This is a genomic window from Providencia sp. 2023EL-00965 (assembly GCF_033550225.1).
Taxonomy (GTDB): Bacteria; Pseudomonadota; Gammaproteobacteria; order Enterobacterales; family Enterobacteriaceae; genus Providencia; species Providencia manganoxydans.
The window spans coordinates 1-16,687 of sequence record NZ_JAWUEH010000002.1; the positions used below are offsets into that span (position 1 = coordinate 1).

12 protein-coding genes are annotated in these 16,687 nt (G+C 39.0%); 2 read left to right on the top strand and 10 right to left on the bottom strand.

Annotated features, from left to right (window positions below; translation table 11 throughout):
* Positions 1-94: 94 nt before the first annotated feature.
* The 5 genes from SC428_RS02820 to SC428_RS02840 form a co-directional block, all read right to left on the bottom strand.
* The gene (locus SC428_RS02820) at positions 95-3,427 is read right to left on the bottom strand and encodes a DUF6531 domain-containing protein (RefSeq protein ID WP_318705793.1); all 3,333 of its coding nucleotides are present in this window, start codon (positions 3,425-3,427) and stop codon (positions 95-97) included.
* Positions 3,428-3,436: 9 nt separating this feature from the next.
* Positions 3,437-3,793: a DUF4150 domain-containing protein gene (locus tag SC428_RS02825; protein WP_140181577.1), complete on the bottom strand. Its 357-nt coding sequence runs from the start codon at positions 3,791-3,793 to the stop codon at positions 3,437-3,439.
* The gene (locus SC428_RS02830) at positions 3,786-4,997 is read right to left on the bottom strand and encodes a DUF2169 domain-containing protein (RefSeq protein ID WP_318705794.1); all 1,212 of its coding nucleotides are present in this window, start codon (positions 4,995-4,997) and stop codon (positions 3,786-3,788) included. The genes SC428_RS02825 and SC428_RS02830 overlap by 8 nt, the downstream gene beginning before the upstream one ends.
* Before the next feature lie 9 nt (positions 4,998-5,006).
* Positions 5,007-7,028, bottom strand: a complete 2,022-nt coding sequence (locus SC428_RS02835; protein ID WP_318705795.1) for a type VI secretion system Vgr family protein — start codon at positions 7,026-7,028, stop codon at positions 5,007-5,009.
* Between the two features lie 82 nt (positions 7,029-7,110).
* Complete coding sequence (locus tag SC428_RS02840) at positions 7,111-7,629, bottom strand: Hcp family type VI secretion system effector (protein ID WP_070926003.1); 519 nt, start codon at positions 7,627-7,629, stop codon at positions 7,111-7,113.
* A 1,324-nt stretch (positions 7,630-8,953) separates the two neighbouring features.
* On the opposite strand from SC428_RS02840, the gene SC428_RS02845 reads away from it, so the two are divergent.
* Together SC428_RS02845 and SC428_RS02850 are read left to right on the top strand one after the other, a co-directional pair.
* Complete coding sequence (locus tag SC428_RS02845; protein WP_070926006.1) at positions 8,954-9,262, top strand: phage holin family protein; 309 nt, start codon at positions 8,954-8,956, stop codon at positions 9,260-9,262.
* Positions 9,252-9,671, top strand: coding sequence for a structural protein (locus SC428_RS02850; protein ID WP_070926008.1), 420 nt, complete (start codon positions 9,252-9,254; stop codon positions 9,669-9,671). Before SC428_RS02845 ends, SC428_RS02850 begins: the two co-directional genes overlap by 11 nt.
* A gap of 255 nt (positions 9,672-9,926) precedes the next feature.
* Here SC428_RS02850 and SC428_RS02855 read toward each other — a convergent pair whose 3' ends face one another.
* From SC428_RS02855 to SC428_RS02875, 5 genes are all read right to left on the bottom strand, one after another.
* Positions 9,927-10,364, bottom strand: a complete 438-nt coding sequence (locus tag SC428_RS02855) for a hypothetical protein (RefSeq protein ID WP_318705796.1) — start codon at positions 10,362-10,364, stop codon at positions 9,927-9,929.
* A 69-nt stretch (positions 10,365-10,433) separates the two neighbouring features.
* The gene (locus tag SC428_RS02860; protein ID WP_140181587.1) at positions 10,434-11,417 is read right to left on the bottom strand and encodes a spore coat protein U domain-containing protein; all 984 of its coding nucleotides are present in this window, start codon (positions 11,415-11,417) and stop codon (positions 10,434-10,436) included.
* A gap of 61 nt (positions 11,418-11,478) precedes the next feature.
* Positions 11,479-13,851: a fimbria/pilus outer membrane usher protein gene (locus SC428_RS02865; RefSeq protein WP_318705797.1), complete on the bottom strand. Its 2,373-nt coding sequence runs from the start codon at positions 13,849-13,851 to the stop codon at positions 11,479-11,481.
* Entirely contained in the window at positions 13,823-14,539 is a 717-nt protein-coding gene (locus tag SC428_RS02870; protein WP_233445751.1) for a molecular chaperone, read from the bottom strand. Before SC428_RS02870 ends, SC428_RS02865 begins: the two co-directional genes overlap by 29 nt.
* Positions 14,540-14,572: 33 nt before the next feature.
* Complete coding sequence (locus tag SC428_RS02875; RefSeq protein ID WP_140187362.1) at positions 14,573-15,097, bottom strand: spore coat protein U domain-containing protein; 525 nt, start codon at positions 15,095-15,097, stop codon at positions 14,573-14,575.
* Positions 15,098-16,687: the final 1,590 nt, after the last annotated feature.

Consider the following 16,687-nt stretch of genomic DNA (forward strand, 5'->3'; position numbering starts at 1 on the left):
GAACATGAATATCCACAAATATCTCCTTGGTAATCATAAATTCCCCGTACAAAAATGTACGGATAATACCAAGTGGCTCAGTTTTCTATGATCGTTAGTGGATCAGTTTTACATGATCAGTGACATTGTAGTGGCTGGAGTTGACAAAGCCGACGTCACTGCGACGCAGGTATTCTTGACCGACGGCGTTATAACTGAACTCTAACGGTCGATGTTGATTGACCTGAAGTTGGGTCAGCTCCCCCAGTTGCCCAAAGGCGTAATGGAGTTCTCGTTCACCAAAGCGTGTTTGGGTGAGGGCCTGTGTGGCTTCATCCCATTGATGGTGTACTTCACGGCCATTAATGCGCTCGCAAGTTAATTGACCGTGGACATCGTACTCGAACTCGACGACGGAATCGGGGTTAGTGGCTTTAATCAGTCGTAAATGGGTATCGTATTCATAGGTGGTCGTGGATAAACATTGAGGATTGAGACCATCATCAAGCCACTCACTTTGTTCAATCACCACACCGGAAGGGGCATAGCGCCAACGCAGTTCATGTTTATCAGGGTAACGTGTGGCAATGCGACGGCCTAAACGGTCATAACGATATTCGAGTACGCGTCCAGCAAAATCGGTTTCTCGAATGATTTGCCCTGCGGCATCGCGCTCATAGGTGTAGGTCTCGCCCAATGCATTGATGACTTTTTTGAGGCGTGTTAATGCGTCATATTCAAAATGGATTGCGGTGCCATCGGGGCGTATCATGGACGTTAACAGGTCAAAGGGGCCGTAACGATAACGGGTAGTGCGTGCTTCACCGTCAGTGACCGCCACCACACGGCGTTCGCTGTCGTATTCGATCTGTTGTTGTACACCATCAGGAAGCAAGATGTTGCTAACGCTGCCATTGACCCCTGCATGATTTGGGTCATAACGGTATTGCGTGGTGTGTTTAAGAGCATCGGTATAGGCTTGTAAGCGCCCGAGTTCATCAAACTGATATTCCGTACTCTGTTGATAGGGATTGGTGCTTTTAATCAGTTGATGTGTGGCATTGTATTGGTATTGCCATTGTGCGCCGTTCGGAGCAATGGATTTTAGCAGTTCACCGTGTTGGCTGTATTCGTAGGTCTGCACCAAACCTTGCGGTGTAGTGACCGTGGCTAGATTGCCTCGAACATCATAATCCAGTTGCCAAACATCACCGGTGGGCGCGATATAGCGTGTGAGTTGCCCATTCTCATTGTACTCATAACCGACTTTCCGATTATCGGGCAGGTAAATTTGCGCAATCAAACCATCAGGGTGATAGGTGTAATGTGTGGTTTCACCCATATCATTGGTTTCACTGATTTTTTGAAAATCACGCCACTGGGTACGGGTTTCTCGGCCTAAAGGGTCAAGAGTACGTACAATGAGTTGGTCTTCATTATAATAATAGCGAAAATGTCCGCCTTCTCCGTCGACATAGGTGTTAATGAGCAACGTATCATCATAGAAGAAACGGTCGCACCAATAGCCACTGTCAGAGTGAGTTTGTATGACGCGGCCTTGGTTATCATAATCAATACTGAGGGCGGTTTGATCGGTATCGCGCCATGAAGTCATCCACCCTTGTGCGGTATAGGTGTGCCAGAGATGGTTTTGTTGAAATGCGTCACATTCACTCAAGTAGCCATGATGATCGTATTGGCAACTGACCAGCCGTTGGCTCTGCTGAGCATGCTCATAATCGATATGGGTTAATTGATGATGTTGATAATGCAATCGAATCAAAAAACCGTCATCACGTAGCAGGTAATCGAGCTGCTGTTCATCATTATAATGAAACCGTAATGCAACCCCTTGTAAGTTAGTGATTTTGGTTAAGCGCCGATGGGATGTGGGGGATAGTTCAAAATGGTAGATACGTTGTTGGCGATTATCTTGTATTTGTAATGTTGATTGCTTATGACCTAATAGCAAATAGTGGGGAGCGCGTAAGTTACGTGAACGCACTTCATCACTTGAGGCGGTAAAGGTGTATATGCTTCCTTCTGGATCTTGAAAGTCGATGGTTTCATCATGGATTTGCAGCGACATTGACCAGTTATCGGCCCATTTTAACCCAAAGATGCCACGAGGAGATTGAGTTGAATAATAGGTTCGAGTCAGCTCAATAGGCAGTAGGCCGGGGATATTAATGACAGGCCAAGCTTGGATTAAATCGCCTTTGACAATATCAACGGGATCACCACAGGTGTTTTTAGTTGAGTTTGGATTATTTTCACCCTTGTCGGTTTTTTTAGTATCGGGCGATTCATCTTTAATTTTTGCAGGAGGAGTATCTGGTGTTTTTACTGTGTCAGGATTGGGCTTATCGACAGATTTTACCGTACCACCAGGAGACGGCTGAGTATTTTGTATAGTTACCGCTTCAGAATTGGGTTTATCGGCAGGTTTGACCATGTTACTGGGAGATTGAGGCTCATTTTTGATAGTATTACTGACGGCATTTTTTTTAGCTGCTTGTTTAGCTGAACTCTCAGTGACTTCTTTAACTATTTTTCGACTTGCACCTTTTATCATTCCGACTGGTGTCATTGATGCAATCAAGCTACCACCTTGCTCAGCTTCACTCAGGTTAAATCTTATTGGATCAGCAATTGAATAACCTAATTGTCCTTTAACGAGCTCGGCATGCTCATTTAGGTCATTTTCAAGTTCGTCACTAAATAGCCCTAAAACAGGTGCAAGAGCTTTACTTCCACCTATCTCAATCCCTTGTGCTAGTAAATATCCTAAATCAATGACATCAGGAACAATATTCCAAAAACCTTTTATTACACCACTCGCACCTTCAATTGGAGAGTCTATGGCCGCATTAACTTGGCCACGCATTTGGTTTACATCGTTAAGAACCTCTTGTGCTTGCTCGTTTACCCATTCGGATATTGCTGCCGCTTCTTTTTTGGAGAATAAAGAAAGTGAGTGGCGTTCAACTATCTTTTTTTCTGCGGGATTTTCAGTTTTAACTACGGTATTTGCATTTTCAATGGACGCAGAAGACGGCTTCGCTTGGTGTGTGATTGCACCTTGCGTATTGCCGTTTGCCGAAATAGGGGAACTTTTTGCGGTTTCTTGTTCTCGGCTGCTTATAAGTCCACTATCAGGATCGCCTTTTTCATCCTCATTAAGTTCAGGTAAATTCAGTTGCGGGTTTTGTTGACGAAAAGCCTCATATTCTTCGGGTAAATAAACTCCTGTCGCAATAGTTTCATCGCTATTATCGAAAAATTGCATGTAAAATACGGGTTCCCCAGTGGGGTCATATACTGCGTCACTGTAGAGCTCCCAGTTCACCACCTTATCTTTGACTTGTTCGAAGGGAGGAAGTGGTGTAGCTGCGGGGCTTGGGCTAATGACAGCCATAGAATCGTGTTTAGCTTGGTTACTTGACATGGCGTTTCCCTATTTCCCATTCATCCAAAATTTATCGTCATGACGCAGTATCGGTTTTTTTCCGATCCGCACACTTTTTGAATGCTCCAAGGGATAGCATTTTCCACCCACCGTGCCACTTTTCACGCCATTGGCGACACCCGGTTCATCACCTAATGTGGTGGGAATGTAACTTTGATCGAACACTACTACTGGATGACCATTGGCTTTAACCGATGGCACCACAGCGGCCGCAGTTTCTAATTTCGCGATAACCGGATAAGGGATAGGAGGTGTTGATGATCCCATTGGTGTTTTACAAACATCAGGCGTTAAGCTTATGACCAACCACTCGCCTTGCTGGCGAGCTAAATAATTATCAGCCATGGTTCAATTCCTCCTGAGGTTCGGCAAAACGGACGAGCGGTGCATTAGGATCCATTTCAAAGCGTGCTTCACACACCCGTATCGGTAAATCAGCCTCAAATATTAAACGGTAGGTTAACGATAACTGTAGTTTTTCGGTATCAATCAATAGAGTATCTAAATTAAGGTGTAGGGGGATAAAAAGACCATTTTGCATACGTAATAAAACAAAAGGGCGATGTCCCGGTAATGTTGTTTTAAGTTCACCCGTTGGTGTTAAGTTTTTGAGGGTGAGCGAAAAATCCGTTGCTGGATAATCAATTTGTTGGTCTGTAGGAGCGCAATTCCAATAACTAAAATCAAAATCATGAGGAAGATAAGGATGGCGCTGATCTAGCCACATATCATCATACGTCCCAGCTAATAAACGTCGAGGTAACCATGCACGACCAACCGCGCCGAAGCCTACGGCAGGTTCAGAGAGCCGTTTATTGTTGAGCTGTGATGTCATCCATTCAGCCGTAATCGGATGGGTTAAAGATTCAATTTGTGGTGCCGGTAGCGAGGTCATGTTTTTGGATTGTTGATACCAAGGTGTGATGAAACCTAGCCCTAACGGATTATATTCATAGGTACTGTGTGCGATAGGTGCTAAATCTTTTTCAGGATGCTCACTACGTAAGGCTTCAGGAAATAAAGCCTCATCAGGTATAGGCTCTGCAAGTTTCTCATCTTGATAAATTTTGCATTCACCACCAAATGCATAACGATAATCAATCGGCAACTGTCGGATCGGTTTAGGGGGGGGGAGTTGCCATGTGTTTGAATCTTCATTGAAGACAAATTGACGTTCCCCAAAACAACGTAAGGACTTCTCAATTAATACGCGATTATCTCGATTGGTCATCAGAATGGATGCTACTATCGAGTCAGTCGGTATATCGTCAGGTGCATAAGCCATACCGTTAATAATGACATCACAACGCGGTTTAAATGGAGCTAAGTCACTTTCAAGACGCACGGATGAGCTATTGGGCTGATTGACAAACTGATCTTGAAATTCTAGCTTTAAGTCAGTTAATACATGTGGTGTATATTCATTATTATTGCCGGTTGGTATCAATTTATAACCCACTTTCATCGCAATAACATGGTGCTCAATGTCATCGACATTGAGCATTTTATAATTCAATACTGAAAATGGTGTTAGATTGCGAAATTCCATTTCTGCCCCCTAGTTAATATCCACATCTTTACCTGTGATTTGCACATGCTCTGATGCTTCAAAATTAAACTTCACACCATTGATGGTCACACGGCCTGCACTGTCCATGCGCAATACGCTGGCCCCGCAGCGCAGTTCAATGACACTTCCCACATTAATTGATAGCTGATCACCAACATTGATCGTTTTCTTTTGCCCAACCGTTTCGGTATTATTTTGATCAATATTTTCAGTCCGATTACCTTTAACATGCATTGCTTGGTTATTATCAACCAATTCAGTATGGTCATGTAGAACATGGGTGGTGCGATCATGTAATACCTTGGTATTCATATCCTTTTGGGCATGAATAAACACTTCTTGCTTGCCGTTTTCATCCTCAAAACGCAGTTCGTTAAATCCTTCACCTTTATGGGTTTTGGTGCGAAACGTGGTGCGGGTTTTATTTGCTGGAAACTTTATGGGGGTCGCATTGCGCCCATCGTAAGTACATCCAGTGATGATTGGCCTATCAATATCCCCATTGAGATAAGACACCTGCACAATCGAATTTATGCGTGGCACCGCTGAAAAACCATAACCATTACCACTCCAACCCATGGCAACGCGTACCCAGCAAGAAGCGCCATGATCAGGTTTACCATAACGATCCCAATGAAAATGCACTTTTACTGCACCATATTCATTCACATAGATTTCTTCGCCCGGAGGGCCGACAACTGTCGCTAATTCGTCACCATCCGCTGTCGGTTTGTAGCGATGTGGTGGACGCCATTCGGTACGGTCAGGAATAAAGGAAACGCTATTACTGAATTGCGTGCCTTCGCCACCGCCATTGTCGGCGAGTGGTTGCACTCCATGATGCGTTACTGTAATCACTTGCCAGCGATCGTTCATGGGCTCATGGGGGTGGTTTTTTAAAGAGAAAATTTTACCCGGTCGTAAGGCAAAACAGTTTGTGGTGGCACTACCTTGCCGGCTCCCACTGCGTAGTTGTTCAAAACGTATCTTGGTCAGTGGTTCACCTTCGTCATCGAATTGAAAGCGACCATAACTTTCAAATACACTGTGTTGGCCACCATGCTCTAATTTGGCTTGATGACTAAGAGGGTAAGAAGGGCGAACATAGTTATTATCTTTTTGAATGGTTTCATCAACACACAAATATTCGCCATATTGCCATGTAGACACTGTGCTATCGGTAATATCTGTGTCTGCTTGTGGGTTATAGGTTAAATGAATTCCTGCGGTCATACCCATATGTTCATCACTATAGAACATTTGGTCTTCTTCAAACCAAAAATTAATCCCTTCTTCAAAGGCTAAACGACACCAAAAATCATACGCAGATTCACGTTTCTGAGTTGTATAGGCTCGAACCGGATGCAGTGCTTCACGATAAAATGTGCAGTCAGATTTAACATGCGCTTCATCTAACAAAGTTTTTAAAATGGTAGGGACGTTTTGGTCTTGAAAAATGCGACTATCTTGATTGAGGGTCATGATCCACATTTCAGGGCGTATATCAAAGTGGTACCACGTTTTTACGCCATCAGTATTTCCCTGAACAGCACCTGCAAGAATACCTTTTACTGTGCGGACAATTTTACCGTCACGTTTAACCGTCAATGATGAGACTTGGCCTAAACTTGCCTGAAAATCGAGTGTTGGCAGTAAGCTAACCGCGTTGATACTTAAACTAAAAAGGGAAGATAATCCTTCAGTTAAAGAAAAGTCTGTTACCTGTAAGGTGCCTGGCAGTATTCCACCAATTTCACAGGTGAATACCAATCCACTTGGCTCAGGGTTTAGCCCTAATGCACTGAGCAGAGCAGATTGGGCCACATCGGCCATTTCACTGTAAGATTCTAAACTAGAAGCGATTGACATAGCGGTTTGTGCTGCTGCAATCGCTTGGCGTGGGGAGGATGACATGTTAGACATCGCTAGATTTTTGGCTTGGTTAAAAGCTTCATCTTGAAAACCAGCCATAGGGTCAAATGCAGGGTTTTTAGGATCTTTTGCGAACATGGTGTAGTTCCAAGTGAACGGGGGATTTAGAATTCAAGGGGATCTAACAAAAACGAGCCCCGAAAGGCTCGTTAAGGCAAGATTACGCTTCGAGTGGTGCGCGCCAGTCGTCAGCACCTGATGTGCCTGCACTGGTGTGTTCCCAATCAATTTTACGATAAGCCAGTGAAACTTCGATCAGCTGCGTGAAATCCGCTTTAGCTGGATCTTGGCAGTGTGGCATTTGGCAATCGATGTTAACGATAGTGGCATCAGTCAGTGTGGTGGTAAAGAAGTGCTCTTGTTTACCTTCCACTGAAGTGCGGTACCATTTCAGTTCTACTTTTGGCAGCATTTCACCAGAAGCCAATGCGTTGTATAGCAGTGGAACAGCTTTATTGAGTGCAACTGTAAAGCGGAATGGCTTATGTGCACGTTGACCTGAAGGCTGACCTGATTGTGGATCAGTAGGTACTGTCACAACGTGAGAAAACTCTTGAACTAACATTTGGTCTTCATGACCTTGTACATAGATGTTACCCACAGATTCAGGGGTAAATGCACCAGCAGTGATGTTGCCTTGGGTTTTGCCTTCAATAGAGATATAACATGGAGTTGGCATACTCATTCCTTTAGTTAAGTGACAAATGTCAGTGTTATTAATAGCGATATAATCATTGATTAATATCCAAAAAATCAGCCAATGCGTATGCTAATTTCGGTTAGTGCGGATAATATAGGTGAGGTAATGGGTTGTAAATAACTAGGAATAATCCTATCTCGGTAGGATAAGTGACTCAGCGTAAAAACATTGAAATATCGATATTTATCACTTTAATTTGTTTTAAATTGACTTTTGAACAGGATGAAATCCTGTAAATTTTATTCATCATTTGCGTTAAAAATGCTTAACTATCGAAAATATTAGAAAAAATCTATGTACATAGAGCTAAAAAACGTTCCAGAAAAATCCTAGAAAAATTATTTTTTAACCTGTTGTTTTATAAGATAATTGATTTTAACTCTTTAGGTGCTTATTGATGGGGGTTATTAGATAAATATTTTTAATATTTATTAGGTGTAAATGCATTAATCTCAATATATAATTCTTTTTGTGATTCTATGTGCTTATAAAACAATTGGTTATAATGCTATTTGTCTTGGGGTTTTTAACGCAATAAATGCGAAATGAATGTGATGTCAAAATGAGAAGTGTTATGGATTTGAGGCTAAGTGAACTATTTAGTGTGGTTGACTAGTAATAGTGAATATAAACTAAACGACTTATTTATTGTAAAAGGTTACTTAATAAGTGTAAGGCTTCTACTACATAAAGCTTAAATTTTTAATAATGATTTCTATTTCTTATGACTTACTTTTACCTTTAGTCTATTTTGCATTTTAGTGATCGTTTTAGTCGCTCTTATGCAAGTTAATTGCTTTGTTTTAAAAGAAATGCATGTTATGAAAAAAATGTGGTGAGATAAATAGCATTTCACTATGTATACGCTATTTATCCAATTTATTTTTTAGAATAAAAAAGCCCCAGTGATTAACTGGGGTAAAGGAAGAGTTGAAACACAAATAATGCATGATCTAAAAGGAGAGTCACCACCAATTAGGGCGCGCATTCTAATCATATTTGAGTCATCAGCCAAGAGAACTATTGTTACAACATACTGAAAAGACAGTACAAATATGAGCATCGCCATAATATAGAGATGGTATGTCGTTTGAATGTGATTTTTGCAAAATGCTATGTGGCATTTTTTTCATTTTTGCTGCTTTACAATTTCATTACAGCACCTTAGTAAAGATTTAAACTTAACACATTAGAGGGGAATTGAGTGGTTACCTACTCAATATATTCACTTTAATAGAACCGACATTTTACGATCAACCACCTATAAGTACTATAAATTCAAGATTAGGGGAGGGAACGGAAAATGGCTTTCAAAGATCCTTTCAACTATTACTGGGCAAGAGAGATATTAATATTAGTCATGATCTTGCTTGGTTCGATAGCAAGCTATGCTTATAAAATGATTAATGGTGAAAAATTTAGTTTTTGGATGCTTATTTCTCAGATCCTTGTTTCCATTTTTGCAGGAGCATTTGTATACCTTGCAGCAATTTATTATCAATGGTCTACGGAATATGCTGGAGGCGTTGCGGGTATTGCGGGATGGTCAGGTGCTGAATTCGTCAAGCTGATTGAAAAAAAACTAAGAAGGAAAATAGACGATGAAAAGTAAACAACCGCGAGGGATCCGTAATAATAACCCCGGTAATATTGATTATAATAAAAATAATCATTGGAAGGGGCAATTAATCTACGATCCTAGTATTGAGCCTCGGTTTTGTCGATTTGAAACGGTGGAATATGGGATCCGCGCATTAATATTGCTACTTCAAACATACCGACGTCAATATGGATTAACAACAGTATCGCAAATTATTGGTCGATGGGCGCCAAACAATGAAAATAATACCATAGCCTATATTCAAAGTGTTGCTGATACATTAGGGGTATCGCCGACAGAAAGGATTGATCTTAATAATAAGGCTATTGCTATTAATTTAGCCAAAGCGATTATTCAGCATGAAAATGGCCTACAGCCTTATGATACAGCAACTTTTGAAAAAGCATGGGAACTCTTATAGACGTCAATAATCAATCTTTATTTATAAACATTAGATTAATGTACGCCATTTGAGCTATTATTTTAATTTTATGAATTCATTTGCCCCTTATCATTAAAGCGATTTTACTGTGTATAGCTAAATTTACCTGCTATTTCTTATTTTTAAATTAAGAGTGTAAATATAGCAGGATGGATAAATAGGGGGCCTCCTATTAAAAATTAGTTCACAAAAAAGTGTGACTATCAGTTAACGTAAGAGGCGATCTTACTGAGGTTAATTGCAACGTTGGTTAACGGTGAGGTTAATGTCATAACCTAATAAATAAAGGGCTTGCTCTAGAGCATCAACTTTAGAGGCATGTTCGATATCAAGTAATCTATCAATTTGTTGTGAATTTAAATTCAATTTGCGCGCTAGATCGGCTTTACGTGTATTAGTTTGGATAATGGCATTATGTAATGCAATTTTCAAACAACAGAGTATAGGTAAATGAACGGATAATGTTTCATGTTCAGCTGACTGAGAAGGTAAAGGGATCGATTTTTTGGATGAAATAAAATCAGTAAGCCCTGCCATTAAGGTTTCTGTCGCTTCAAGCTCAATATCTTCTTCACAATAAGCCGTACCTTCGATATCAGGGAAATCTACAAATGAAATCTCATAGCAATCAGTTTCTTCATCGAACTCGACAGTAGCCAAATAGTTAAACATAATTTTTCCAATAGAGAGTTTAAAAGTACCATCTGGATGATCTTACTTAAACCTGAGCTGTTATCAATACTAATAGGTTACATTAACCGTGACGGTATCTTTATAGCTACCCGGTGTGAAATTGGCTGAAGGGACAGTGACATATACAGTATAAGACTTTGCGATCCCAGTACCAGTATCTGTAATCACATTGAGTAAGTCATTTCCCCACACAGAACCACTTGGATTAGAACTGAGTTGATAAGGAATTTGGTCTGTTGATGTTGTGCTTTTTAACACTCCTGCACCTTGTAAATTATTGTTTGAAGGGGATAATCCGATAGTAAAAGGTGTCGTATTCGTGCATGTCACCGAAATAGCACTATTGCCATTTATATTGGTAGCCGAACTTTTTAGGCTACCTAAATTAATATCGCCATTGCTGGAGACAGTACACTGTTTATCTACGGTGGCCATTACAGTAAAAGGAAAAGTAGGCCCAATAACCGCTCCACAGGTAGTTGGTGTACTAAAAACGCCTAGATTGATGGTGCTGCTGGCAGTTAATGTTGTATAAGTATCTAAATAGCTTCCAGGTATGATACTAGATTGATTGACTGATAATTGGCCATACAAAGTGACTGAACCTGTTATGGGCGTTAGCACTTGAGATAAGCTGATACTAATCATAACGGGGGTGCTACCTGAGACATGTTGGCTTCCCCAAACGAGACTATTACTGGCATTTTGATATATCTGATAGCTTAAAGGGCTGCCTAATCCTAAGGCTGACATTTGTCTAGATATGACTTGGCCTGAAATACTGGAAGCGCCTATATTTAAACAAAGTGTTGCTCCAGCTAATACATCTGTTATTCCTTTGGTACAACTATAATTAAATGTAAGAGATGTTGTTGCGGTATTATTGGTGAGCGGCATGATTGTACCAAAATTTAAGGTGCTAACATTGCTAATAGAGCAAGTTAAAGCCGTACTATCATAGGGCGAGCCGAGCAATATAACGCTAACTAAAGTGTAAACAATTTGACGGTAACCTGTACGATAAGTTGACATAGTATTGACTCTTTCATTAAACGCGGTTTTAGATAAAAATTTTTATATACAATCGATTCGATTAATGACTACAGCGCAATGGGCCGATTTGTGGGATCAAATCTTTAGTTTTTGGATAGATTAATTTCAGATAGCACTGCCCTTTAGGGTAGGTAATTAACAGTTGATTAGTGTCATTGAGCATTTCGAAATAGGCCATTCCATCGAAGCCTACTGTAATTGGATTATTTGTTTGGCCATTTAATTGAATTTGACTGCCTTGGGGTAAGATTTCGCCATTTGGATCAGTAATAGTTACCAGAGCGGGGTGAGTTTTGATGACGTCAAATTTAACTAAGGTTCCGGCGCGATATTCAGGTACAACCTCAATACTTGTTTGTTTAACTTGAATATTGGCAGGTAAATTAGTGGAATCGAGAGCTACGATATTCTTTTGGTAACTATTAAGAGAAGGAATTAATAGCAAGCCATCATCATTGGTCACCCCAACAGTACTATTCTCTAATCGGATAGGGATATTGCTTAAACCATTAGCGGAAATAACAGCGAAACTATTCGTGATAGGCTTCGACGCAAAAATATGGTCATTCATTATCGCTAATGTTCCACTTGCTCCTAGATAACGTGAATGGTTAGAGTTTATATTATTAAAACCGGCACTGACGTTGACTTTATTCGTTATATAATTGAGATCAACTTGGTTGTTATTTGCATTATCCTGCTTACTTGCCGTGATATTCCATCCTAGACCGCCTTCAGCGGGAGCCGTCCGATTAGTATTGATTTGATAACTTTTACTACCGGAGCTTTGCTGGCTTGAAATGCTGACACTTTGATTATTATTTAGCAGCATTGTAGCGGTTAAATAAAGAATACTTTCTTTATCATCATCAAGTTGCTTATTGACACTCGCACTCAGATATAAATTATCATTTATAGGTCTATACCAATTAAGGCCGACATAACGAATAGGATCATCATGATGGGATTGAAGTGCAAAGTAAGATAAATTAAGGCTGCCTAGATATTCAGAATTATACCCAACAATTAGGTTACCGTTAAAGGCAAATGGCATAGACGAATAGCTTGCTGCAACATCTTGATATTGAGCTGAGGTGGATATTATTGAAGTGGCAAAGTTGAAGCGATTATTTGCCCAGCGGTAACCTACATAGTAAAGCCATCCTAAATGATCTGCATTTGAGCTAAAAGCAATGGCTGATGAGACCGTTCCTCCTCCTATTTGCGGGATCCAATGACTTTCTACACCGAGATTCACTAAATCTTCCATAAATTCAGAATGAGCACTCGCGGTGAGATGATTATTGACGCCATATCGTAATGTTGTGCTGGCAATAGGTTTATTGGCGTAATCAAAAGATTTTATCGCATAATTTTCTCGTACTACACCTAACTCTGCTGACCAATCAAACAAGTACTCACGGAGTAAAGATTGGTCATTATAAAAGGAAATATTTTGAACGGATTCTCTCCCTAAAGAGTCAGTTAAAATAATTTGAGCGTCTCCTTGACCATTTACATTGGGCAAACTATTTAATGTAAAGTTGCCTATCGGAACTTCACCGCTATAACGTTTAATGCCATCAATATAGAGCTCTACATTTGAAGGGAGTGTTGCTGAACCATAAAAAGCAGCCAAGGGGGCAGTCGGAATATAAGGTTGTAAAGAGTAGTCCGTACCGATCTGGATGCCTGCGATTCGAGTCGATCTTGACCAACTGAGTGCTCGAGTTTGTGTATCTCCTACATTAGCAACAAGATTGTGATCAGAAAAAGCAGTGCGCCAAAGAGTATCTAGCCGTGTAGGAGATTGGTTAAACGTATCATGGTCTAAGTTATGTTGTGTTTGCTGAGTTGAACTCAAAAGCCCATATTGGTTAAACAGGCGAAATTCTGAAAAGCTACGGAGTGAAGTCGTAATATTTTTTGTTGCGTATAAATCGTAATTGAGGAGTGCACCAGTAGATGAATTAGTTTGTACTTTGTCTGATGGGATTAAGTTAATGGTAGTATCTTGAAGATCCAGCAAAGAGAGTGGCGCATCAATAGAGAGCGTTTGCTGGTTCGAATTATAATGATAATTTATTTCGGTAATATCATTTAAACAAATGAGATTTTCATTGTTCGAGGGAACTTTAAAGTGTAATTGTTTCAAAGTTGCTGCGCTTACCCAAACTTTTTCATCTTTATAACCAAAACGAGCAATACCAAAATGGGATTGATTGATTGTCACGTCAAGATACAGCTCTATACCCGGTAAGGGTGTGGTGTCAGTGATCATATTTTCAGACGATGTTGGATATAAGCGAGGTTCAGCCAGAGCGGATAAAGTGTAAAAAATAATAGATAGCAGGGCAAAGTCTACTAAATAGTGAGAGGGTGAGTTAGAGGGCGTAAATTTTTTGTTCACCATTAATTGTAGCTTCTAATTTATTGTTTTTTCCGGAACAAATTTCTATCGAACCTATTTTCCACTGCATTGAGGAATTAGCTAGTGCATACCCTAATAGGCCTTGGTTAATATTTGTTCGCTTCCCTTTACAATCAACGATGTTAACAGCTGAAATTTGGGCATGTGTATTGCCCTTATTTTGAAGTGAAATCAGGTTGTTGGTGCTAGAAGATAGCTGCCATTCTAATAAAACGGTAGCAGGAGGCATATTTATAGGTTGTACAAAAATAGGTAATGAATAATGGAGAACAAACTGTAATTTGTTATTTTTTACGGAAGAGATTGGGATTTCATTGATTGATAGCCGGTACGATCTTTCCGTCTTTCCAGAAGCTAGGTTATTGCGAATGACTCTGACTAATTGTTGCTCATTTGGTGCCAGCTTTATCATGGGGGGACTGATAATAATGTCTTTTGTTGGTGCTAATTCGTCCTTAAAATTATTCTGACTCCAAAGAAATGTTCTTACTTGAGCCTGAATAGTCTCTTGCCCATTATTACTTAGCCATATTCCTGCTGAATTTTGCTGTGGACTAAACGTTAATGTTACAGGCGTAACTTGTAAACCGCTTGCACTGACCAGCTGGGGAAATAATAAGCTGGCAAGCAGGTTTACAGATGATAATAATAAAGAATATCGCCTAATCAAAATGATACCCTGATATATGCAAACTGTTTGTATTTAATAGTTAACGTTAACAGTGACGACATCTGAATAGGTATCAGGTGTAAAATTAGCATTAGCGACAACGGCATATACAGTAAAAGATTGGTCTGCTCCTGTTCCTGTACCTGATATACCATTACCTGGATCTGATGACGTGGCGGTATTCCCCCAGTTGGTACCTGTTGCTGAAGTCTGCTTCAGTTGATAGGGGATTTTATCGGTATTCGTTGAGGAATTACTTACAGAGGCTAAATTACCTGCTCCTGCATCAGTTCCACTGTTTGCTGCTGATGGTGACAGCCCAATATTAAAGGGAGTACTTTTTGAACAATTAACATTCAGAGTATTGCTAGATGACACATTTGTGGTACTGGAGCTAACTGAGCCTAAATTCATATCGGAGCCAACACTTACGTGGCACGAGCTAGTTATAGTCATTAAGACTTGAAACGTGGCTGTTGCTAAGCTGGCGGCATTGGTTGTTGATGACATAAGTGCTAAGCCAGTTAGAAACAGTGTTTTTTTAATCATTGTTTGCATAGACAACCTCATAAAGTGTGTTGATTTTAGTTATTTTACATATCGATGTAATATTCTAATTTATTAGTCATAAAATGATTAATTTCAATATTAAAATGGTTATTTTTTATGTTTTGAGTGCTGTTTTTGCTATGTAATACAGTTAAATCATTATAATCAAATCATTTTTTTGTTTTGCTAGTAAGTGGATATGCTTCAAGGGAATGTTCTAAACGCAATCTTACTCCTGAATAAAATCAATCGATTGATTTTGTATTAAGCTTAGATTTAATAGAAAGAAGGAAAAGAGGGCTATTTTGGTTTGGGAGCATAAAAGATTACGGCTATTGGTGAGTCAAGTTAGAAGGGATTGTGAATTAAATACGACGAAAGCGACTTGATAACATTAGAGTGAATAAATAGTAAGCTAATCTATATCAAATTAATTGGAAAACTTTCAGAAACTAAAAAAAATTTTGTGACATTAGTAACACTTTTGGAGTTAACTTTTTAGCTTAAAAATACAGCAAATTAAGGCATTACGATATCTTAGGTTTTGAAATGAAAATTTGAAATGAAAGGTGTTAATGGTTAGGTATTAATGTTGTTACCTAGAGGGTTTTGCTTACACTGGCCATTGTTAACAAGTAAATTGTTAAAATAAAAATAGATAGTAACATAATGTAATAATAACATGCTGGCACTAAGGTGTGTCTAATATGAAATCAAATTTCACATTTATTCTGTATAGGTTGCTATAGGATATTGGTTGGAGTTTTCTGTTTCTTTGAGATAACGATAATATTTAACATCAGCTAAAATTAATAAAAAGTATTTTTTCATCTTTAGAGTAGTTTGTCATAATTGTCATAGCATAAATAAGTATAGCTATGTAGGTTGATCATTTCATTAAAAAAAATACCACCGTGTTTATTCTCATTCAGAGTGAAAATACGTTTTAAAAAATAATTAAATAAAATGTTAAATAGCGTAGTGAGTCTTACATTTTTATAAATATCATTATTTCTATACTAAGAATTTTCTTCTTTATGCAGAAATAGGTTACATTTTTTTGAATAGTAGTCGACGGTTAAATTTAGTTTTAACAAAAATCATTCCTCCTCATAAATCATAAGAAAAATTAATCAAAAAATAAGTGGTGTTTATAATGCATATTATCGAATGTGGCATTTTTTTTGCGGTTTTTGATTGAGAAATTTTGAATGAACTGCATTTTAATCACTGAACTTATTGAAAATAAATGGATAAAATTCATTCTGATTTTATAGCTTATCTATTTGATGAGTACTTTGGAGGGGACTTTCTTAATAGTTTTCTTTGATATGGATCAATGTACTGTTTTGTTGGTTATGGTTGGTTGTTTGATTTGTTTTTTCAATAAATAAGCGTAAAGATATTAATTAAATCCTATCATTTGATTTAAGTTGATCTTATGTATCGCGGTTATTTGACGTAAGGAAGGAGAAGATATAGTTATAATGAAGAATTGTTTATGAATTTGTGGATTATGGCCTAAAGAAATAAAAAGAAACATAAGCATCTTGAATAGTTAGTTTTGTGGTGCATAATAAATGCCGACTGAAATTGATA

Excerpts from the sequence above, each read along its gene's own strand:
- SC428_RS02820 (WP_318705793.1), bottom strand. The coding sequence starts at position 3,427 with ATGTCAAGTAACCAAGCTAAACACGATTCTATGGCTGTCATTAGCCCA.
- SC428_RS02825 (WP_140181577.1), bottom strand. The coding sequence starts at position 3,793 with ATGGCTGATAATTATTTAGCTCGCCAGCAAGGCGAGTGGTTGGTCATA.
- SC428_RS02830 (WP_318705794.1), bottom strand. The coding sequence starts at position 4,997 with ATGGAATTTCGCAATCTAACACCATTTTCAGTATTGAATTATAAAATG.
- SC428_RS02835 (WP_318705795.1), bottom strand. The coding sequence starts at position 7,028 with ATGTTCGCAAAAGATCCTAAAAACCCTGCATTTGACCCTATGGCTGGT.
- SC428_RS02840 (WP_070926003.1), bottom strand. The coding sequence starts at position 7,629 with ATGCCAACTCCATGTTATATCTCTATTGAAGGCAAAACCCAAGGCAAC.
- SC428_RS02845 (WP_070926006.1), top strand. The coding sequence starts at position 8,954 with ATGGCTTTCAAAGATCCTTTCAACTATTACTGGGCAAGAGAGATATTA.
- SC428_RS02850 (WP_070926008.1), top strand. The coding sequence starts at position 9,252 with ATGAAAAGTAAACAACCGCGAGGGATCCGTAATAATAACCCCGGTAAT.
- SC428_RS02855 (WP_318705796.1), bottom strand. The coding sequence starts at position 10,364 with ATGTTTAACTATTTGGCTACTGTCGAGTTCGATGAAGAAACTGATTGC.
- SC428_RS02860 (WP_140181587.1), bottom strand. The coding sequence starts at position 11,417 with ATGTCAACTTATCGTACAGGTTACCGTCAAATTGTTTACACTTTAGTT.
- SC428_RS02865 (WP_318705797.1), bottom strand. The coding sequence starts at position 13,851 with ATGGTGAACAAAAAATTTACGCCCTCTAACTCACCCTCTCACTATTTA.
- SC428_RS02875 (WP_140187362.1), bottom strand. The coding sequence starts at position 15,097 with ATGCAAACAATGATTAAAAAAACACTGTTTCTAACTGGCTTAGCACTT.